This is a genomic window from Marinoscillum sp. (genome assembly GCF_040222955.1).
GTDB lineage: Bacteria > Bacteroidota > Bacteroidia > Cytophagales > Cyclobacteriaceae > Marinoscillum.
In genome coordinates this window covers 89,054-109,768 of sequence record NZ_JAVKCA010000009.1, presented here as the reverse complement: position 1 = coordinate 109,768, position 20,715 = coordinate 89,054, and the positions used below count along the sequence as shown (strand labels likewise).

Here is a 20,715-nt window from a genome sequence, read left to right as displayed (position 1 = left end):
CCGGAGTGATTTTCAGACTCATTTCAGAAAAAAGCATGGATTTCAGGTACTCTCCCGAATGATCAATTCCGGGCTGATGATGATTTTCTCGTTGACCAGAGGTTCCTGTTTGGCCAGGATGGAAACAATCTTTTGAGCGGCCAGTTGCCCCATTTTTTCACCGGCATGTTTGACCGTGGATAGCTTTGGAGTCATTTGGATGGCCACTGGTTCGTTGGAGAAGCCCATGACTGCTACATCATCAGGCACCCGTTTGCCCAGCCGGTGCAATACATTCACTGCATGGCTCGCAGCATAGTCGTTGAAAACGAAGATAGCATCCAGGTGGGGCTGATGGTTCAGGGCTCTTTCTACAAAACTATCAATGGAGGTAGGGTCAAATTCATAATAGTGAATGAGCTGCTCATCAGCGTCCCGGTCATTGGCACTCAGCGCATCTAAGTACCCGTACAACCGATTATTGCTATTGTTAAGGTTGATGCTGGCGGTGATGTGAGCGATGTGTTTTCTTCCGCTTTGTATCAGAAATTGAGTCGCATCAAAGGCCGCCTGGTGATCATTGATGACCACTTTGGGGACAGGTAAAAAATTGGCCACACGATCATAAAACACCAGGGGTACGTCATGCTTGGAAAGCGACGAAAAATGATCGAAAGAACTAGTCTCCATGGAAATGGCGGCAAGGATACCAGCTACACGATGGTCAAGGCAATTCTGAATGGCCTGAACCTCCTGACTCAGCGACTCCAGCGTGTCATAGATGATCATGCCATAACCATGTTCGGAAAGCGTGCGCTGTGCCCCCTGAACTACCCGTGCAAAGAAATGGATGCTCAGGTCAGGCACAATCATACCGATGAGTTTGCTTTCGCCCCTGGTAAATACCTGAACACTAACGTTGCGCCTGTAACCCAGCCTTTCGGCCATCTCCCGCACCTTTTCCCTGGTGGCTTTGCTGATGCGGGGGTGGTCATTCAATGCCCTCGATACGGTGGTGTGAGACACTCCCAGTTTGGTCGCTATTTCCTTGATGGTGATGTATTGAGCCATGACTGAGTGGTTTGTGCACAAATGTGCACAGCAATTATACCGACAAACGATTGAATTCGCATTCATCTCGCCTTAAATATGCACTTGTACCGATTACAGATGATCTGTTCACCATGAAAGGAAATGATATTTTACAAATAGACCCTAAGGACAATGTGCTGGTAGCGCTGAAAGAGCTCTCCGCAGGTAGCAAGGTTGATGTGGGGTTCTCAATAGCTGTAAAGGAGACGATCCCACAAAAACACAAGATGTTATTGGAGGATCTTGCCGAAGGACAGCAGGTCATTATGTATGGAGTGCCGGTGGGTGTGGTGTTGCAGGATTTGCCCGCAGGGTCTTTACTCACCATTGAAAATACCAAACATTTTGCCGAGCCTCTTTCTCTGGAAAATCGCAAAGCATACGCCTGGCAGTCTCCGGACGTGAGCAAGTGGAAGAACCGCACTTTTAGTGGCTACCAAAGATCCTCAGGCAAAGTAGGCACCGCCAATTACTGGTTATTCATCCCATTGGTATTTTGTGAAAACAGAAACCTGAAGGTGATCGAGGAAGCACTCATCAAGCAATTGGGCTATTACAAACCCAACAAATATGAAAGCCTTGTTAGCCAGCATTTATCCGGGCAGGTAACCCAAATGACCTACGCTACAGAGCTGGTCTTTAAGCACATCGACGGGATCAGGTTTTTATACCATCACGGTGGTTGTGGGGGCACCAGACAAGATGCGGAGACCTTGTTGAGGTTGCTGGCGGGGTACGTGCATCATCCCAATGTGGCCGGAGCCACTGTGCTGAGTCTGGGTTGCCAGCATGCACAGGCTGACTGGTTCAGGTCCATACAAAAGGAGCTTTACCCGGGTAGCGAAAAGCCAGTGCTCTACTTTGAGCAGCAGCAAATGCCCTCAGAGGAGGAGCTCATTTCTTCAGCCATTTCTGAGACGCTGGAAGCTTTGAAAGAAGCCAATAAAACGGAGCGCCAGCCTGCTACGCTGGACAAACTGGTGGTTGGCCTGGAGTGTGGCGGTTCTGATGGTTTTTCAGGCATTTCAGCCAATCCTGTATTGGGACGAGTATCTGATTTACTGGCTACGTTGAAAGCCTCGACCATCCTGAGTGAGTTCCCCGAACTAAACGGAGTAGAGCAGAATATTATTGACCGGTGCGCATCACAGGACCTGGCTGAGAAGTTTGTGCGTATTCAAAGGGCATATGAATCTCATGCTCAGGCAGTTGGCAGTGGGTTTGACATGAACCCATCTCCTGGAAATATCAAGGATGGACTCATCACCGATGCCATCAAATCTGCAGGGGCGGCCAAAAAGGGAGGTTCGGCCCCAGTTTCGGATATTCTGGACTATACAGAGCCGGTCACCAAACCGGGCTTAAACCTGCTCTGTACCCCGGGCAATGACGTGGAGTCTACCACCGGTTTGGCAGGATCCGGTGCCAACATTATCCTGTTTACCACAGGCCTGGGAACCCCCACCGGAAATCCCGTAACACCCGTGATCAAGGTATCCAGCAACAGCGCGCTGGCAGCTCGAATGGAAGACATCATAGATGTGAATACCGGCGGAGTGATAGAAGGAACCAAAACCATCGAGCAGGCGGGAGATGAACTATTGGAGAAGATAATAGCGGTCGCTGGTGGAGAGCAGACCAAAGCAATGAAACTAGAGCAAAACGATTTTATACCCTGGAAAAGAGGCGTATCATTATGAAAAATAAATTTGATTTAACAGGAAAAACGGCCATCGTTACTGGTGGTGGTAGCGGTATTGGAAGGGCGATCGCCACCACACTGGCACAGCAAGGAGCCACGGCTCTTATTCTGGACCTGAGTCTGGAAGGTGCTCAGGCAGTAGTGAAGGAAATAGAGGCGGATGGAGGAAAGGCCGAGGCTTATTCATGTGACGTTGCTGATCATGAAAATGTGAAACGGGTGTTTCCCGAAGCACTTGGCAATCGCTCCCTGGATATTCTGGTGAACAATGCAGGGATTGCTCATGTGGGGAACATTTTCAATACCACCCCCGCAGATTTGGACCGCATTTATCAGGTAAACATCAAAGGGGTATTCAATACACTGCAAGCCGGTGCAGAGGCCATGAAGGCCAAAGGTGGAGCGATTGTCAACATTTCCTCCATTGCCGCGCACCTGGGGCTCAGCGATCGTTTAGCCTACTCCACGAGCAAGGGCGCAGTGCATGCGATGACTTTATCAGTCGCCAAGGATTGTCTGGGGTATGGAATCCGATGCAATAGTATTTCACCGGGGAGGGTACATACACCCTTTGTGGATGGTTTTTTGGCTAAAAACTATCCCGGAAATGAAAAGGAAATGTTTGAGGCCCTGTCCAAAACACAGCCAATCGGAAGAATGGGTAAACCCGATGAAATAGGGGATATGGTCCTCTACTTATGTTCCGATGAGTCCTCATTTATCACAGGCAGTGACTTCAGCATTGATGGAGGATTTTTGACTTTAAATACTTAATTGAAATAGAAAACAGTATGAAATTAATTCGATTTGGAGCGTTTGGCTCAGAAAAACCAGGGATTGAAGTAGCCGGTGTGAGATATGATGTCAGCAACATCGTCAGAGATTATGATGAAGACTTCTTCGCGGAAGGAGGGGTGGAAAAACTGAAGGCAGCATTTGATGCGTCTACAGCTACTACCGTGGGCAGTGATGTCCGGCTGGGTGCTCCGGTAAGGCGCCCGGGCAAGATTATTTGTATTGGACTGAACTATCGCAAGCACGCGGAGGAGAGTGGCATGGCCGTGCCTACCGAGCCGGTGGTATTCTTTAAGGCTACTTCTTCGGTCATCGGGCCCAATGATACCATTGTGATACCCAAAAACAGTAAGAAGTCTGATTGGGAGGTAGAGCTTGCCGTGGTGATTGGCAAACGAGCCAACTATGTGAGTGAAGAAGAAGCTTTGGATTATGTGGCGGGCTATGTGCTTCACAATGACGTGAGCGAGCGCGAGTTTCAGCTGGAGCGCGGCGGACAGTGGGTGAAAGGCAAGAGTTGTGATACGTTTGCACCGCTGGGACCTTACCTCGTCACAAAAGATGAAGTGGCCAACCCGAACAACCTGAACCTTTGGTTAAAGCTGAATGGAAAGAAAGTCCAGGATGGAAACACTGACGACTTTATTTTCAATGTTCAGGAAGTCATTTCTTATCTGTCTCAATACATGAGTTTAATGCCCGGTGACATCATCTCCACAGGTACGCCTGAGGGTGTGGGCTTAGGGTTTAAGCCTCCTGTTTATCTCAAAGAAGGCGATGTGATTGAGTTGGGCATTGAAGGACTTGGCGAAGCACGCCAGGATGTAGTGGCCTACAAGGGATGAGAATAGATTCACATCAGCATTTCTGGCACTACCATCCGGTAAAGGGTTCATGGATCACTGATGATATGCGTGTGCTCCGGCGTGACTTTATGCCGGCCGATCTGGAGCCGGTACTGCAGGCGCATGGGATGGATGGGTGTGTGGCTGTACAGGCCGATCAGTCTGAGCATGAGAATTGGTTTTTGCTCCACCTGGCAAAGACGAATCCCTGGATCAAAGGAGTTGTGGGTTGGTTGGACCTCAAAGCTGATCACCTGGAAGACCGACTGGCCGAGTGTTCGGAGCATGAGCGCTTCAAAGGAGTGCGCCATGTCCTGCAGGCAGAGCCGGATGGATTCATGACAGACCCCCAATTCATCAAAGGAGTGGCGCTGGTTGGCGCCAAAGGCCTGACCTATGATATACTCACCACAGAAAGTCAACTGGAGGAAGCCGTAGGCTTTGTAAAGGCACTTCCGGATATGCCATTGGTCATTGACCACATCAGTAAACCCAATATTGCGGCCTCTTCTTTTGAGCACTGGGCAAAGTACATGAAGCAAATGTCGACATTTGACCATGTATATGTGAAGCTATCCGGAATGATCACTGAAGCGAATTGGGAAACCTGGAAGCCAGCCGACTTGAAGCCTTATGTGGACTTCTGCCTGGAGCATTTTGGACCTGACCGACTCATGTACGGCTCAGATTGGCCGGTGTGTTTATTAGCAGGAACATACGCTCAGGTGGCATCAGCATTGAAGGAAATCCTGTCTCACCTGAGCGCGGAGGAGCAAGCGGCCATCTATGGTCATACTGCCAGTCAATTTTATAAACTGAAAGAATAATGGATTTACAACTAAAAGATAAAGTGGTCATAGTGACCGGTGGTGCCAAAGGCATCGGTGAAGCCATCGTGTGGAACCTGGTTCATGAAGGCGCCATTCCGGTCATCGTAGGGCGGTCTTCATCAGCCTCAGCGGACCTCAAGTCCCGAATCGGTGCGCAGGGCGGCAGGTCCCACGTGATCAATACAGAACTTGGGAAAGGCGATGTTTGCCAGGGCATTGTCCAGGAAGTGGTGCGGGAGTTTGGAAGAATTGATGGCGTAGTGAATAATGCCGGAGTGAATGATGGTGTTGGTTTGGTGAACGGAAGTCCTGACCGGTTCAGAGAATCGGTGATCTTCAACCTGACCCATTATTATGACCTGGTACATTATGCCTTTCCTTACCTGAAGGAAACCAAAGGATCGATTGTGAATGTGAGTTCCAAAACGGCAATTACCGGCCAGGGAAACACCTCCGGTTATGCGGCCAGCAAAGGCGCACAGTTGGCACTCACCAGGGAATGGGCAGTAGAACTGGCCCCTTTTGGGATTCGCGTCAACGCGATTGTCCCAGCGGAAGTGATGACGCCACAATATGAAAACTGGATCAAAACACTCGGAAACCCCGAGGAAGTACTGGCGGGTATTACGTCCAAAATCCCACTGGAGAAGCGCATGACCACCTCAGATGAGATCGGGGCGATGACGGTGTTTTTATTGTCCGAGCGCAGTTCACACACCACAGGTCAATGGCTCTTTGTAGATGGTGGCTATGTTCACCTGGACCGAGCCATGCTGTAACCAACCTAACTAAACCTTCAATGATGAAAAATACACCCGTAGTCTCTAAGCAAATTATATTTCCCTTTATACTCATTACCTCTCTTTTTGCGCTGTGGGGTTTTGCCAATGCCGTTACCGACCCCATGGTGACTGCCTTTAAAAAAGTACTGGAGCTCGACAACTTTCAAGCTTCATTGGTCCAAATGGCTTTCTATGGTGGGTATTTTACCATGGCCCTGCCAGCAGCGTTATTCATCCGTAAGTATTCTTACAAAGTGGGAATACTCATTGGGTTAACACTTTATGCTACCGGAGCACTATTGTTTTATCCGGCAGCCATTTCAGAGAGCTTCACCTTTTTCCTGTTGGGCCTCTATATACTCACTTTTGGCCTGGCTTTTCTGGAAACCACCGCCAATCCTTATATCCTCTCTATGGGAGATGCTTCCACCGCCACCCAACGTCTGAATCTGGCCCAGGCATTCAATCCCCTGGGGTTAATTGGAGGTTTGGTTGTGGCCCAGCAATTCGTATTGAAAAATCTAAAATCAGATGACGTGGTGTTTTCTGAACTTCCAGAGCTACAAAAAGCGGCCATTACTACCGCGGATTTGATGGTCATTCGAGATCCGTATGTTGTACTCGGGTTGTCGGTCATTGTGGTGTTGGTGCTGATAGCCGTCAATAAAATGCCCAAAGGAAAGGGTGAAGAGATGCATATGCCACTCGGGCATGTGTTTAAATCCCTGATTAAAAAACCGGTTTATGTAGAAGGGGTGATTACTCAGGCATTTTATGTAGGCGCGCAGATCATGTGCTGGACATACATCTATCAATATGCAGAGGCCATTGGGCTTTCTGCTGAGGAGGCGGGTAATTATCAGTTTATTGCCTTTGTTTGCTTTTTCCTGGGACGCTTTGTTTGTACGTTCCTGTTGAAATATGTGGATTCAGGAAAGCTTTTGATGGGACTATCAGTACTTGCTGTGGCATTTACCCTGGGTACCATTTTCATTACAGGAATGTCGGGATTGTATTGCCTGGTGGCGATTTCCTTCTGTATGTCGCTGATGTTTCCTACCATCTATGGTGTGGCGCTCGAAGGTCTGTCTGAGGATGAATCTAAAATAGGGGCTGCAGGTCTGGTAATGGCGATAGTAGGTGGCGCCTTGATGCCCACCTTTCAGGGCATGATACTTGATTTGGGAGGTTCTGGTTATTCGGATATTCAGATTTTGGGCGTCTCGGAAGTGAATTTTTCATTTATCCTTCCGTTTGTTTGTTTCTTAATTATCGCATTCTACGGGCGTAGAGTGGCGGTCAAACATCAGCGTTCATGAAGCGATATGCCTTAACTCTGGATTTAAAAGACGACCCTGAACTCATCGGGCAATACATTGAGCATCATCAAAACGTGTGGCCGGAGATCGTTAGAAGTATTCAGGAATCTGGAATTTGTCACATGCAAATCTACCATGTGGCTACACGGCTTTTCATGATCATTGAAGCTGAGGAGTCGTTTAGTTTTGGAGAAAAAGCGGATATGGATGCTGGCGATCCTAAGGTGCAGGAGTGGGAGCAGCTGATGGACCAGTACCAGCAGAGGTTGCCATTTGCAAAGGCAAATGAGAAGTGGGTACTAATGAATAAAATTTTTGAGCTATGAGCTACGATTCGCGTTATCCGGCCATTGAGGATTTGATCAAAAGAGCCAAACGGAAAATCCCTCGTTTTGCCTTTGAGTACCTGGATGGTGGGTGCAATGAGGATGTAAATCTGATGCGCAATACCAAAGAAATTAGGGAGGTACAGCTGATTCCGCAGTACCTGACCAAACACACCAAATCAGAGATGAAAACGGAGTTGTTTGGGCATGTGTATGATGCTCCGTTTGGCATTGCTCCTGTGGGGTTGCAGGGCCTCATGTGGCCCAAAGCACCGGAGATCTTGGCGCAAGCTGCTCATGAACACAACATTCCTTTTATCCTGAGTACAGTGACTACCATGGACATTGAGCGGGCCAGCGAGCTCACGGAGGGCAAGGCCTGGTTTCAGCTTTATCATCCTGCCGATAACCAACTCAGGGATGACATCATCGGGCGCGCGGATGCAGCAGGCTGTTCAGTGTTGGTGTTGTTGTGTGACGTCCCCACTTTCGGTTTCAGACCAAGAGACATTCGAAATGGACTGGCCATGCCTCCGAGGATGACCTTGTCCAATATGCTTCAAATCATGGGAAGGCCGGATTGGGCACTGAGAACTTTGTTTCACGGCCAGCCCAACTTTACCACCATGAAACCTTACATGCCGAAAGGGCTGGATATGAAGCAACTCGGCAGGTACATGGATCAGACTTTTTCCGGCAGGCTGAATGAGGAGAAAATTGCTCCAATACGCGATATGTGGAAAGGGAAAATTGTGCTGAAAGGGGTGGCCTGTGAATCCGATGCTGAGAAAGCCGTGAGTCTTGGGCTGGATGGCATCATCGTTTCGAATCATGGCGGGCGGCAGCTGGACGCTGGTAACTCCACCATAAAGCCGCTAAAGTACATTGCTGAAAAGTACAGAGATAAACTGACCGTAATGATGGACAGTGGCATACGCTCAGGGCCGGATATCGCGCGTTCGCTGGCATCAGGTGCCGACTTCACTTTTTTGGGGCGGACATTCATGTACAGCGTGGCAGCGTTGGGCAGCAGAGGTGGTGATCATGCTATTTCCTTGCTCAAAACACAGCTACAGCAGGTGATGGAGCAGGTTTGCTGCGAACGAATAGAGGATTTCCCCAATTTCCTGGACCGGGTGGAGTGAGGTCTGCTTAAGCCTATTACTTAGGTCCTTCGTGCCATTCATTTTTATTTGAATTAAGCAAGGCTTGCTGATGGGGTAATTTGTGAAAACTCGCATATTGACCTTTTAGTGTTCCTGAGAGACCCGGTTGTTTAAGATTTCCGCGAGAGGGATTCTTCTCACCTTGCTCTCAATCCAGGCAGAGAAATCAAAGAGTCGAAGTGTTTGTTGCTCATAGACATCCTGATTAATGATCTCAAAATCTTTCTTTAAACTCTCCCAAAGCCGCTTTCTTTTAACTATTGAAACAGGAAGATGAGTTTTATTGACAAAGCTGATGATCTTCTTCTCGATTTTGTATTCTTTCCCAGCGGCATTGATGTCTCTTTTGATGGATCGGGATTCATACTTTATAAACTCAGTATCCTTTAACTCAAAGAGAATCATAAGATTGACCAACCGAATCGTTCTGAAGACGGGTAGGTATGAGTAATCTCTATTGGTAAATATGATTTTACTCAAACACTTCTTTGCTTTTTGAAAGTCCCGCAAGCCAAAGTAGATCAAAGCAAGGTAAAGGTGTAGTTCAGCATTGCGGGCAAGGCTTAGGAGTTGAACCTTTTTTAGCAACCTGGCATCATATTTTTTCATGAGTTGTTCACAGGATTGAAAATCACCACGATCCAGGAATGGGAAAAGCTCATATAGAAAGATTAAACAAACAACATTGGTATTGAAGCTTAGAAAGGGAGTGTCAATTTTCTCTAATTGCTGAACAAAATGACTCATTCCCTTGTACTCACGTAAACTTCTCAGGCTATCCAGTACTCCTTCGATGGATAACACATAGTAAATAGGTGGATTAGACCATAAATGTTTATTAGCCTCGTGTAAGTTGTTGAGCTCATTGAAGGAATGGAATGCAGATTTATAATCTCCAACACTGATCAGGTAGTTTGCCTGAAAAAGCTGATGCAGCTTGCTTATTTCAAAATTCTGAATGTTTGATGAAGAAACTATACTCATCTCACTTACCACCAAATCGTTCAGCTCGGTTTTTTGCTGCTCTGATCGGGCATTACCTCTGTGAAGCATGCGATATTTCAGTAGCTCATAAAGCGCTGATTGTTGATGAATCTTCTGAATGATGCGCAAGGTCTCGCTTACCTTGAAGTGCTTGTGTAATAAATCTTTTTCATCCAGCCCTGGAAAATTCAACGCAAGCTGATACTCCAGCTCAAGCCTGGAAGAGATAAGCAGGGCGTAGTAGTTTTCATATTTAGTGGCATTCTTTTTGACTTTTTTCAGTGTGTCAAAGCACTCCTGATACAAGGATTTCTCAAAAAGAATCCGGGCCTTTAAGATCATGTCGAATAAGGAATAGTAGCTGTCCTGGTCTTTACGCAGATCAAGCATCGTATTCAGAAGAGTCTTATAAAGATGAGTGGCGGAGGTGTCAAATGATGCTTTTGGGAGCTTAATTGAGAACTCTTCTTTTAGTTGGTCAGAGGTAATTTCCTTGTTAGAATCAATCAGGTCATAGAGCTGCAGGTAATAGGCTCCATCAGAAGAATCGGTAGCTATCCTAAAAGCTTTCTTTTCGGGTTTTGTCATGGAATTGACCAGGTAGATTAAGGCTTCCGATTTTATCATTTGTTGTGATTCTTATTTTATAGATATCAAATATTGAGAATATTCATTGTTTTATGTCTACCAATGGACAAAAAATTGAAAATGTCATTATTTTGAAAATGTGATTTTGAACGATTATTGATCATTTTTGAATGCTTGGATTGCATAGGTTTGATTGAATTTAAGCGGAGAGAAATGTTATCTAAGAAATCAATTGGTGCTTTAACAGGAATGGCGGTGTTTGTGATCATCTTACTCCTCCCCAATCCTGAGGGTATGAATCCAGCAGCTAAAGGAGCTGCAGCGGTCGTGGCGCTTATGAGTGTTTGGTGGATTACCGAAGCAATTCCCGTTTATGTAACGGCATTTATTCCGTTGGTGCTGTACCCCTCTATGAACATATTATCGCCAGCAGAAACTGCAGCTAACTATGGACACAATTATGCCCTCATGTTTTTGGCAGTTTTCTTTTTGGCAAAGGCCATTGAAACACAAAATCTTCATAAGCGAATCGCACTTACAATCATTCATGTCTTCGGCACGAGTCGACAAAAGATCGTTTTAAGCATGATGATTGCAACAGCTTTGGTCTCGATGTGGATCGCAAATGTCACAACAGCTTTAATGATGTTGCCGATAGGTCTTTCCATAATTGGTAAGGATGAAGAAGTTGAAAAGAGCAATCGATTTGCTCCGGCATTAATGCTTGCAATTGCCTACTCTGCGTCTATTGGTGGGCTTGCCACGCTTATTGGCTCCCCAACCAATATGATTTTTGTTGGGATATTTGATAAGATGTTTCCAGAGGCTCCACCAGTTAATTTTTTTGTATGGCTAAAAATAGGAGTCCCAATATTAGTGATATTACTCCCAGTGTTTTGGTATTTTATTATTAAGTACTTTAAAATCAGCGGGGATCTTAGTAACAACCTGACAATTATTAAAGATGAGCTGGATGCACTGGGTAAAATGAAAGCAGGTGAAAAAAGAGTTTTGTATATCGCAGCAGTTACGGTTTTTGCCTGGGTTTTTAAAGACGATCTAGTTTTTGGGTCATTGGTAATTCCCGGATGGACCGGTTTATTTGGGATTTCCGGTCAAATACATGACAGTACTATTGCCATGGCTTCTGCTATTGTATTATTCTTGATTCCGGCAGGCGATGATAAGCGATTAATAACCTGGAAGGAAGCCAGTCAGGTACCCTGGGGTGTTGTGATGATCGTAGGAGGTGGATATGCTGTGGCCGAGGGTTTTGTGTCAACGGGATTGGCTGATTGGTTGGGAGGGCAACTTTCATTTATTAGTGGCTTCTCTTTTATCTACATTTTAATAATTGTGATGGCCTTTGTTTTGGTTTTTACCGAGTTTAATTCCAATACAGCCAGTGCAAATATTTTGCTGCCCGTATTGGCAAGCACGGCCATAGCAGCGAGTGTTAACCCGCTGTTGATAATGATACCGGCTACAGTTGCATGTTCCTGTGCCTTTATGATGCCTGCTGCTACCGGGCCTAATACTGTGGTGTTGGCAAGTGAAAGAGTTTCGGTTGCGCAGATGGTTAAAACAGGTTTTTGGCTAAATCTGATTACTTTATTTCTTCTGACGATGATTCTGTATTTCATCATCGTTCCCTGGTTGGATTTGGAGATGACTTTACCGATATGGGCAAAATAATAATGGTTGTTTTCGTAAAATTTTTAATGGGTTCAAAATGATTGCAACGGCTGGGAATAATGGTGAAAAGGACAGGTCGGACTGTTTGGTGACTTTGGAGTTAGTCCAATCCGGAGGCATTCAGATTGAGGTAATGAGCAAGGTCAATGCACTTTATGGAGAAGACATCAGGCTTCTGTGTAAGTCCATTCTTGATTTTTTCTCCATAGAACACGCGGTTCTTGAGATATCTGATAAAGGTGCTTTGCCATTTGTGATTGCGGCGCGTGTAGAAGCAGCGATAAAGCAGTTGAAACAAACAGATGAACAATACCTTTTGGAGATGCTGCCTGAAAACCTATATCATACAGTGGCTGATCAACCACGGACTACACGCTTGTACCTCCCTGGAAACACACCCAGTTTGATGATCAATGCGGGTATCCATAAGCCGGAAGGAGTGATACTGGACCTGGAAGATGCAGTTGCTTTTCATAAAAAAGGAGAAGCGCGTTTGCTTGTAAGAAATGCGCTGAGAAACCTGAGTTTCATGGGTGTTGAACGGATGGTAAGGATCAATCAAATGCCCGCAGGCCTGGAGGATCTGGACTATGTGATCCCGCATCATGTAAATCTTGTACTGGTGCCGAAATGTGAAAGTGCAGCGCAAATTCATTCGGTAAATGAAAGGATTGCCCTGATTCAAAATAAAACGGGTACACCAGGTCCTGTTTGGTTAATGCCCATCATTGAAAGTGCACGCGGCGTTTTGAAATCTCTTGAAATCGCAGAAGCTGCGGAAAATGTTATTGCCATGGCAATTGGCTTAGAGGATTATACCGCCGATATGGGGGTGAATAGGACCAACGAAGGCGTGGAATCGCTCTTTGCTCGGGTTCAGGTTGTTCATGCATGCAAGGCCGCAGGGATACAGGCCATTGACTCTGTATTTAGTGATGTGGGGGATATGATTGCTTTGAAGGCCAATGTACAGGCTTCAAAGGCTTTGGGTTTTGAAGGTATGGGTTGTATTCATCCGCGCCAGGTTTCAGTAATTCGTGAAAATTTCGCACCTACTGAAGTTGAAATTGATGCAGCAAAAAAAATTGTGGATGCATTTAAAATTGCTTCGGAAAAGGGTTTGGGGGTTGTTTCCCTTGGCACAAAAATGATTGATGCGCCGGTCGTGAAGCGAGCGATGCGGACAATCGATCTGGCAGTTGCGCTTGGTCGACTAGAAAAAAATTGGAGCGATAAGGAATTAGAATAGCGAATTATGAAAGGTAAGGATGTAACTGTGGTGAATGCGATAGGTAGATCGGTACCTACGTTAGTTAATGGCAAATCAGAAATACCATATAAAGGAATTGGAAAACATCGCCCCAATGGCAGAAAATTCGGGCCAATCATTTCTTCTTGTGCGGACTTTCCTGCTGATGGAAACAAACTTGTCCCTACCTTAAAGCAAGCATTGATCAATGCGGGCTTGAAAGATGGGATGACTATTTCGACACACCATCATTTTAGAAATGGAGACCTTATCGCTATCCAGATTTTTAATATTGCCGCCGAGATGGGCGTTAAGAATTTGATATGGTTTCCGTCTGCTTCGTTTGATTGTCATGCGCCTTTGATAAAGCATTTGGAAGATGGCACTATTCATCACATAGAGGGGAGTATGAATGGGCAACTTGGCAGGTTTACTACAGCAGGTAAAATGAAAGGTGTGGGGGTATTGCGATCTCACGGCGGTAGATATCAGGCAGTTCAGGATGGAGAAGTTGAAATCGATATTGCGGTGATTGCCGCGCCATCTGCAGACTCATTTGGCAATGCGAATGGTGTGGATGGACCTGCCGCTTGTGGGCTGTTGGGCTTTGCTTTAGCCGACTCACAATATGCAAACAAAGTGATTGTGGTAACGGATAACCTGGTTCCGTTTCCGTGTGTGCCCTGGCATATTCAAGGAAACTATGTTGATCATGTGGTTCAAGTTGATCAAGTAGGAATTCCGGAAAAAATTGTTTCAGGTACAACTGCAATTACTAAAAGTCCGGATCGATTGTTTTTGGCCGAATTGACTTCAAAATTTTGTGATCAGGCAGGGATTATTCGCGATGGCTTTTCCTTTCAGGCAGGAGCAGGAGGGACAGCACTTTCGATTGGAATTTATTTTGCCGAAATGTTAAAAGCCAAGGGAATGAAGGCACGCTTTGCACGGGGTGGAAGTAATAAGTTTCTGGTTGAAATGTTGGAAGATGGTTTAGTAGAATATATTCTCGATGGGCAGACTTTCGATTTGGAAGGCGTGAAGTCAATGCGAAACAATCCGAACCATGTTAACACCAGCCCTTTCACCAGTTACAATTATCATGGTAAGGGTAATTTCGCTCAATTGCTGGATGTTGTGATATTAGGTGCTACCGAAGTGGATGTTAACTTCAATGCCAATGTGGTGACACACTCTGATGGAGCCTTATTGCATGGTATTGGCGGATGGCAGAATTGTTTATTTGCGAAGTGTACAATACTTCCAATTCCACTTTTCCGGGATCGGATTCCCGTAGTTCGTGAGGAGGTGACCACCGTTTGTGGTCCGGGTGAATTAATAGATGTAATCGTCACTGAACGGGGTATTGCGATTAATCCATTGCGCACCGACCTGTTGGATAAAGTTAAGGATTCGGATTTGCCAATTAGGACCATTCATGAGCTCAAAGAGGAAGCTGAAAGGATTTGCGGGACTCCTCAAAAGCAGGTTTTTGACGATGAAATTGTTGCTGTGGTAAAGTGGGTGGATGGTACCATCTTAGACTCCATCAGAAAACTGCGGAACTAAGCGTTAGTTTGCTCTTCTTCACCACCTTGTTTTCAAGAAAGTTCGGTGTTGATCCAGAAAATTTCATAGTGTAATTAAGTAATTCCAGCAGTTCTGGTCATCTTGTTCAATACGCTCCATTTAAATCCGAACAGTCAATTCATATCACAAAAACATCATTGGAAATGCGAAATGGCATTTCTTCAGTAATTGCAAATAATTAAATATCAAGGGATTATAATATTAATAGTGTAATTGTAAATATGATTAAGTGGTATTTATTGACAATTTTCAATCGTTTATAATATTACCTTCACTACAATTAAGATAGATACAAACAACAAACATGGGCAATAAAAAAATTCTTGTTATCGGAAGTTGCAATACAGACATGGTAATAAAATCAGATCGACTCCCAATACCTGGCGAGACGGTCATCGGAGGAACTTTCCTAATGAATGCAGGAGGTAAGGGAGCTAATCAAGCTGTGGCAGCAGCTCGTCAGGGAGGTAAGGTCACATTTGTTTCCAAAACTGGAAACGACGTGTTTGGCAAGCAATCCATCGAGCTATATAACGCTGAGGGAATCAACACTGACTTTATATTTTCGGACTCCAAAAATTCGTCTGGGGTGGCGCTGATTATGGTAGATTCTCACGGTGAGAATTGCATAGCGGTGGCTTCAGGTGCAAATGGAAGTTTGGTTCCAGATGATATTGAAAAGGCTAAAAATGAATTAGATGCCGCAGACTATGTCTTAATGCAATTAGAGATTCCCATGGAGACTGTCGAGTATGCGGCAGAATTGGCCTGGAAAAAAGGGACACCTGTAATCCTAAATCCGGCACCGGCGAGGACCTTGTCCAACAAACTACTCAAATGCCTCTTCCTTGTGACACCAAACGAAACTGAGGCAGAAATCCTATCCGGAATCAAGGTATTTGACTTTAATAGTGCTAAGCAGGCAGCAGATATAATTAGCAACAAAGGTGTGCCCAATGTGGTGATCACCATGGGTGCCATGGGTGCTTTTATTAAGGAGAACGATGAATATTCCTTGGTGGAGGCCACCAAGGTGGATGCCATTGATACCACTGCTGCTGGTGATTGCTTTAGTGGTACACTTGTGGTTGGCCTTTCTGAAGGTAAAACAATACTAGAGGCTGTGAAAACAGCTTCAAAAGCGTCCTCAATCACCGTAACTCGTATGGGTGCTCAGTCATCCATTCCTTACCGCAATGAATTACAACTGATTGAAAACGGGCTATCTAAATAAAATAGTAAATACTAAAAGAAGGATCATGAAATCACATTCTAAGCAACATTCAATACTTTTTGTTTATCTGTTTCTTGCAGTATTTGTGACCTACCCGATGACTAAAGTAACGGCCCAATCAAGTGGCGAAATCACCATTAAAGGAAAAGTTACTGATGAAACAAATAATTCAATCCCGGGTGTCAGCGTGTATGTGAAAGGCACGCAGACAGGCACTATTTCAGACATCAATGGTGGCTATACCTTATCAGCCCCATCAGAAGGGATTTTGGTTTTTTCATCTATTGGCTTTGAAACTGTCGAAGTTTCTGTGAATAGCAGAAGTGTGATTGATATGCAAATGAGCGTATCTACTCAGGCCTTGGATGAAATCGTGGTAATTGGATACGGGACAACCACTAAAAAGGAAATTACCGGAGCAGTGACGACTGTGAAGTCTGAAGATTTTAATCGAGGGGGGTTCAATGATCCAATGGGCTTAATTCAGGGAAAGGTAGCAGGCCTGACCATAACCAAACCGAATGGTGCAGATCCAATGTCTGGCTACCAAATCCTTTTGCGTGGAGTGAGTACACTTACATCGGGCCAGGGGCCACTGATTATTATAGATGGAGTCATTGGCGCTGATTTGAGGAACATTAATTTTCAGGATGTTGAATCATTTGATGTACTTAAAGATGGTTCGGCTGCAGCCATCTATGGCACAAGAGGCACAAATGGTGTTATCATAATCACTACCAAAGCGGCAAAAAAGGGGCAGCAGGTACTGGAATACTCAGGTCAGGTCTCTGTGCAAGTGGCGCCAAGAGGTGTCAGAAACTTATCTGCAAAAGAATTTAAACATGCGATAGAAACTTATCAGCCTTCTAAAACCGGTAGCCTTTTTGGCAGTGAGACGGATTGGTTTGATGAAATCACCAACGATCTTCCGGTCAGCTATCAGCACAATATTTCGCTTTCCGGGGGAAGTGAAAGCTTTTCTCATCGTACGTCCCTGACGCACAGTACTGACCAGGGATTGTTGCGTGATAATCTTTCAGAAAGGATTCTTCTTAAGACTAACATTAGGCAAAAAGTACTTGATGATAGGTTAATGCTGGATTTCAATTTCACCAACAACTTAAGAAAATATAGCCCGGCCAACTACGACCTTTTTAGTCAGGCATTCATCCAGAATCCTACACAGCCTGTCTATGATGATTCTGATCCGGCTACAGGAGGATATTCATTCCAACAAGGCCTGGGTTATTACAATCCTGTTGCGATGCTGAATGAGCGAACACGAGAGGGGCAAACGAATGATATAGTCCTCAACCTCAGAGCAACACTGGACATCACAGATGATCTTTCCTGGAGCAACTTCATCTCAACACAAAAATCGGAATGGGAAGAGAATTCCTATAAGACGAAATATTATCCTACCATTCTCGGTATCAATGGAGAAGCGGAAATATCGAATGGCCGCAATAGTAATACGCTATACGAAAGTATGTTCAATTACCAAAAGGAAGTAAACGATCATGATTTTCAGGTAGTTGCGGGGTATACCTATCAAGAGTTTGAGATGAATAGCTCCTATGTAGGAAATTACAATTTCGATACGGATGTGTTTCTTCACAATAATATTTCTGCAGGCTCATTCTTCAGAGAAGGAAAATCCGAAATGGGTTCTTACCAGGAATCAAGTAGGCTTATAGCGCTTTTTGGAAGGCTCATGTACAATTATGATGAAAAGTATCTTGCGTCGGTCTCCTTGAGGAGGGAGGGCTCATCTAAATTCGGAGATAACAACAAATGGGGATTATTTCCAGCTGTGAGCTTAGGTTGGAGGCTCAGTGAGGAATCACTCCTCAAAGACATTAGCTGGGTAAATGATTTGAAACTGAGGGTAGGTTATGGGGTCACAGGTAATCAGGACTTCAGTCCGTACAGGTCCTTGATTTTGCTGGAGCGTGTGGGGAGTTTGTTTTATAATCAGGAGTGGATCAATTCATACGGTCCAGGGCAGAATCCAAACCCTGACTTGAAATGGGAGAAAAAGCAAGAGTTAAATTTTGGTGTTGACTTTTCAGTGCTCGAGAGGCGGCTGAGCGGTAGCGTTGAATATTACCTGAGAAAAACCAGCGACTTACTTTGGGAATTTCAGGTACCAGTCCCACCTTATCTTTACCCATATCTATTCACCAATGTTGGAACGATCAGCAATCGGGGGGTAGAACTTACGCTGAACGCTGCCCTCATGAAACGCGGCAATTTTAGTTGGAGTTCTACTTTTACAGCCAGTCACAACAAGAATTTTCTGGATAAAATTTCAAATAGCGAGTTTACGCAATCAACCTACGAAACAGCTTTTCTTGGCGGGACTATAGGCGTGTGGTCACAGCGAATTAAGGAAGGCGAAGAGCTCGGTACTTTTTATGGGCCTGTTTGGTTGGGGGTTGATGAGCATGGCAACGACATATTTAAAAATCAAAACCCCGTGGGGGATGTCGATAAGAGTAAGTGGGAGAAGATCGGTAGTGCTAATCCCATCGCAGTTGTTGGCTGGAGTAATGCCTTGACCTACAAAAACTGGAATCTGAATCTTGCGTTTCGTGGGGGGATCGGCGGAAAAGTGATGAATTCTAACAGGTTATATTATGAATCCTGGACCGCCATTGGGTTACGCAATATTGTACATACACAATTGGAGAACCCGGAATTTATTAGAAACGTCACCTATTCATCAAAGTATATTGAAGATGCTTCCTTCTTAAAACTGGACAATGTAACGCTTCAATATGCTTTCGACTTGAATTCAAAATTCATATCCAGGTTAAGTGTATTGGGGTCGGCACAAAATGTTTTTTGGATCACAGGGTATAAGGGGATCGACCCTGAAGTGAATCTTAGTGGCTTGGAACCCGGCATTGACCGATTATCCTACTATCCAAGAACGACCTCTATTACCCTGGGAGTAAACGCGACCTTTTAATTATTAATGAATCGAATTATGAAAAAGTATACACTTACTATAACATCATTCATCTTGCTAAGTCTTCTTACAGTTTCTTGTTTCGACTTATCAGAATCCGTTTATTCCGAAATACCGGTTGATAACTTCTTCAATTCAGAAAAGGACGTTATTGCTTACGCCGGACGTGCATATGTAAAGCTTCAACCCTATCCTGAGGAGCAACGACTTTGGTCCCTGGGGCAGAATGCCTCTGATGAAATGGTCATTCCACAAAAGCATAATGGTGAGTGGTATGATCAGGGGAGATGGGAGGAAATCCAAAAACATACGCTCAACAGTGCAACATCGGGCAACAAAATACTGACGAAATCATGGGATATGGTTTTCGAAGGCATTACAGCGTGTAATGAAATTCTGTTTGTCATTGACCCAATAGAATTTGAGAATAAAGACCGGGTAATTGCTGAGATAAAAATTTTACGTGCTTTCTATTACTACTGGGCTATGGATTATTGGGGAAATATCCCATTCTCTATTGATTTCAGCGAAAAGGATCCGCCACAGCAAAAGGACAGAGCGTTTGTATTTGATTTTATAGTTCAGGAGATATTAGACAATGTAGATGCAGTACAGGATTTGCCAACGGCAGAGTACTATGGTAGGGTTACCAAAGGAATGGCCTATACTTTTTTGGCTAAAATGTATCTGAATGCTCAGGAATGGATCGGCCAAAATAAGTTTGCAGAAGCGGCATTGGCCTGCGATCAGGTGATAGCATTGGGGGCATATCAAATTGAAGCGAATTACTTTGCCAATTTCAAAGTGCACAATGAGGGTTCACTAGAGAATATATTCGTTATCGCATACCACCCACAACTCACAGATGAGCATTTCTATTGGCAGAACCTGACATTGAATTCTGCAAGTAGTGCCACGTTTAATTTGGCAGGTGTGCCTTGGGATGGATTCGTCTTGCAGCCAGATTTCTTCACGAAATATTCCGAGAATGATATTCGTAGAAATGCTTTTCTGTTTGGGCAGCAGAATGACATCAAAGGTAATCCGATTGTCATCGATGGAGAGCCGTTCATCTACAGTCCTACCATTCAAAATTACAATTCGAGAGGTGAGTGGGAAGGTGCACGATGTGCGAAGTATGAATATCAGGAAGAACTTAGCTATGATGTGGTGGACATGGAAAATGATTTCGTTCTCTTTAGATACGCGGATGTCCTCTATACAAAACTGGAAGCGCTGCACCGTCTGGGGAGAGCTGGCGAATTCATTGATGATCCAGATCTGCAGTTGATCAGAACACGCGCCGGGCTCACTCCTTATACGGTAGGCGATCTCACCGATTCTGAATTATTGGACGAACTGGGGCGGGAATTTGCCTGGGAAGGTCATAGGCGTCAAGATCAGATTCGATTTGGAGTATGGGGAAATTCCTGGTGGGAAAAACCTGCTTCAGGGACTGCCAAAAAGCTTTTTCCTATTCCGCAAAGCGCAATCAACACAAATCCAAATCTTACTCAAAACCCCGATTGATGATGAATATAAAATTAATATTAGTAATCACGATT

General features: G+C 44.9%; 16 protein-coding genes. 14 read left to right on the top strand and 2 right to left on the bottom strand.

What is annotated here, in order from left to right; translation table 11 throughout:
* Positions 1 to 42 precede the first annotated feature (42 nt).
* Positions 43 to 1,050, bottom strand: coding sequence for a LacI family DNA-binding transcriptional regulator (locus tag RIH33_RS08235; RefSeq protein ID WP_406650373.1), 1,008 nt, complete (start codon positions 1,048 to 1,050; stop codon positions 43 to 45).
* A 113-nt stretch (positions 1,051 to 1,163) separates the two neighbouring features.
* On the opposite strand from RIH33_RS08235, the gene RIH33_RS08230 reads away from it, so the two are divergent.
* Genes RIH33_RS08230 through RIH33_RS08195 form a run of 8 tightly spaced genes read left to right on the top strand, consistent with a single transcriptional unit; the run spans position 1,164 to position 8,815 of the window.
* Positions 1,164 to 2,771: a UxaA family hydrolase gene (locus tag RIH33_RS08230; RefSeq protein ID WP_406650371.1), complete on the top strand. Its 1,608-nt coding sequence runs from the start codon at positions 1,164 to 1,166 to the stop codon at positions 2,769 to 2,771.
* Positions 2,768 to 3,547, top strand: a complete 780-nt coding sequence (locus RIH33_RS08225) for an SDR family NAD(P)-dependent oxidoreductase (RefSeq protein WP_406650369.1) — start codon at positions 2,768 to 2,770, stop codon at positions 3,545 to 3,547. The genes RIH33_RS08230 and RIH33_RS08225 overlap by 4 nt, the downstream gene beginning before the upstream one ends.
* A gap of 17 nt (positions 3,548 to 3,564) precedes the next feature.
* Complete coding sequence (locus tag RIH33_RS08220; RefSeq protein WP_406650367.1) at positions 3,565 to 4,413, top strand: fumarylacetoacetate hydrolase family protein; 849 nt, start codon at positions 3,565 to 3,567, stop codon at positions 4,411 to 4,413.
* Complete coding sequence (locus RIH33_RS08215; RefSeq protein ID WP_406650365.1) at positions 4,410 to 5,240, top strand: amidohydrolase family protein; 831 nt, start codon at positions 4,410 to 4,412, stop codon at positions 5,238 to 5,240. Before RIH33_RS08220 ends, RIH33_RS08215 begins: the two co-directional genes overlap by 4 nt.
* Positions 5,240 to 6,022, top strand: a complete 783-nt coding sequence (locus RIH33_RS08210; protein WP_406650363.1) for an SDR family oxidoreductase — start codon at positions 5,240 to 5,242, stop codon at positions 6,020 to 6,022. The genes RIH33_RS08215 and RIH33_RS08210 overlap by 1 nt, the downstream gene beginning before the upstream one ends.
* 20 nt (positions 6,023 to 6,042) lie before the next feature.
* Positions 6,043 to 7,344, top strand: a complete 1,302-nt coding sequence (gene fucP / locus RIH33_RS08205; RefSeq protein WP_406650362.1) for an L-fucose:H+ symporter permease — start codon at positions 6,043 to 6,045, stop codon at positions 7,342 to 7,344.
* Positions 7,341 to 7,670, top strand: a complete 330-nt coding sequence (locus RIH33_RS08200) for an L-rhamnose mutarotase (protein WP_406650359.1) — start codon at positions 7,341 to 7,343, stop codon at positions 7,668 to 7,670. The genes fucP and RIH33_RS08200 overlap by 4 nt, the downstream gene beginning before the upstream one ends.
* Complete coding sequence (locus RIH33_RS08195; protein WP_406650357.1) at positions 7,667 to 8,815, top strand: alpha-hydroxy-acid oxidizing protein; 1,149 nt, start codon at positions 7,667 to 7,669, stop codon at positions 8,813 to 8,815. The genes RIH33_RS08200 and RIH33_RS08195 overlap by 4 nt, the downstream gene beginning before the upstream one ends.
* Positions 8,816 to 8,920: 105 nt before the next feature.
* Here RIH33_RS08195 and RIH33_RS08190 read toward each other — a convergent pair whose 3' ends face one another.
* The gene (locus RIH33_RS08190) at positions 8,921 to 10,447 is read right to left on the bottom strand and encodes a hypothetical protein (RefSeq protein WP_406650356.1); all 1,527 of its coding nucleotides are present in this window, start codon (positions 10,445 to 10,447) and stop codon (positions 8,921 to 8,923) included.
* A gap of 174 nt (positions 10,448 to 10,621) precedes the next feature.
* Here RIH33_RS08190 and RIH33_RS08185 point away from each other — a divergent pair, with 174 nt between their 5' ends.
* The 6 genes from RIH33_RS08185 (at position 10,622) to RIH33_RS08160 (ending at position 20,680) form a co-directional block, all read left to right on the top strand.
* Positions 10,622 to 12,103: an SLC13 family permease gene (locus tag RIH33_RS08185; protein ID WP_406650354.1), complete on the top strand. Its 1,482-nt coding sequence runs from the start codon at positions 10,622 to 10,624 to the stop codon at positions 12,101 to 12,103.
* Between the two features lie 37 nt (positions 12,104 to 12,140).
* A complete protein-coding gene (locus RIH33_RS08180) occupies positions 12,141 to 13,352 on the top strand; it encodes an aldolase/citrate lyase family protein (protein ID WP_406650353.1) in 1,212 nt (403 codons plus the stop codon).
* Between the two features lie 6 nt (positions 13,353 to 13,358).
* On the top strand, positions 13,359 to 14,921 hold the full coding sequence (gene citF, locus RIH33_RS08175) for a citrate lyase subunit alpha (RefSeq protein WP_406650351.1): 1,563 nt from the start codon (positions 13,359 to 13,361) through the stop codon (positions 14,919 to 14,921).
* Between the two features lie 325 nt (positions 14,922 to 15,246).
* On the top strand, positions 15,247 to 16,176 hold the full coding sequence (rbsK, locus tag RIH33_RS08170) for a ribokinase (protein ID WP_406650350.1): 930 nt from the start codon (positions 15,247 to 15,249) through the stop codon (positions 16,174 to 16,176).
* 25 nt (positions 16,177 to 16,201) lie between these two features.
* Positions 16,202 to 19,150, top strand: a complete 2,949-nt coding sequence (locus tag RIH33_RS08165) for a SusC/RagA family TonB-linked outer membrane protein (RefSeq protein ID WP_406650348.1) — start codon at positions 16,202 to 16,204, stop codon at positions 19,148 to 19,150.
* Positions 19,151 to 19,168: 18 nt separating this feature from the next.
* The gene (locus RIH33_RS08160; protein ID WP_406650346.1) at positions 19,169 to 20,680 is read left to right on the top strand and encodes a RagB/SusD family nutrient uptake outer membrane protein; all 1,512 of its coding nucleotides are present in this window, start codon (positions 19,169 to 19,171) and stop codon (positions 20,678 to 20,680) included.
* Positions 20,681 to 20,715: the final 35 nt, after the last annotated feature.

Bases quoted from the DNA above. Each gene is read 5' to 3' on its own strand.
- RIH33_RS08235 (WP_406650373.1), bottom strand. From the start codon at position 1,050: ATGGCTCAATACATCACCATCAAGGAAATAGCGACCAAACTGGGAGTG.
- RIH33_RS08230 (WP_406650371.1), top strand. From the start codon at position 1,164: ATGAAAGGAAATGATATTTTACAAATAGACCCTAAGGACAATGTGCTG.
- RIH33_RS08225 (WP_406650369.1), top strand. From the start codon at position 2,768: ATGAAAAATAAATTTGATTTAACAGGAAAAACGGCCATCGTTACTGGT.
- RIH33_RS08220 (WP_406650367.1), top strand. From the start codon at position 3,565: ATGAAATTAATTCGATTTGGAGCGTTTGGCTCAGAAAAACCAGGGATT.
- RIH33_RS08215 (WP_406650365.1), top strand. From the start codon at position 4,410: ATGAGAATAGATTCACATCAGCATTTCTGGCACTACCATCCGGTAAAG.
- RIH33_RS08210 (WP_406650363.1), top strand. From the start codon at position 5,240: ATGGATTTACAACTAAAAGATAAAGTGGTCATAGTGACCGGTGGTGCC.
- fucP (WP_406650362.1), top strand. From the start codon at position 6,043: ATGATGAAAAATACACCCGTAGTCTCTAAGCAAATTATATTTCCCTTT.
- RIH33_RS08200 (WP_406650359.1), top strand. From the start codon at position 7,341: ATGAAGCGATATGCCTTAACTCTGGATTTAAAAGACGACCCTGAACTC.
- RIH33_RS08195 (WP_406650357.1), top strand. From the start codon at position 7,667: ATGAGCTACGATTCGCGTTATCCGGCCATTGAGGATTTGATCAAAAGA.
- RIH33_RS08190 (WP_406650356.1), bottom strand. From the start codon at position 10,447: ATGATAAAATCGGAAGCCTTAATCTACCTGGTCAATTCCATGACAAAA.
- RIH33_RS08185 (WP_406650354.1), top strand. From the start codon at position 10,622: ATGTTATCTAAGAAATCAATTGGTGCTTTAACAGGAATGGCGGTGTTT.
- RIH33_RS08180 (WP_406650353.1), top strand. From the start codon at position 12,141: ATGATTGCAACGGCTGGGAATAATGGTGAAAAGGACAGGTCGGACTGT.
- citF (WP_406650351.1), top strand. From the start codon at position 13,359: ATGAAAGGTAAGGATGTAACTGTGGTGAATGCGATAGGTAGATCGGTA.
- rbsK (WP_406650350.1), top strand. From the start codon at position 15,247: ATGGGCAATAAAAAAATTCTTGTTATCGGAAGTTGCAATACAGACATG.
- RIH33_RS08165 (WP_406650348.1), top strand. From the start codon at position 16,202: ATGAAATCACATTCTAAGCAACATTCAATACTTTTTGTTTATCTGTTT.
- RIH33_RS08160 (WP_406650346.1), top strand. From the start codon at position 19,169: ATGAAAAAGTATACACTTACTATAACATCATTCATCTTGCTAAGTCTT.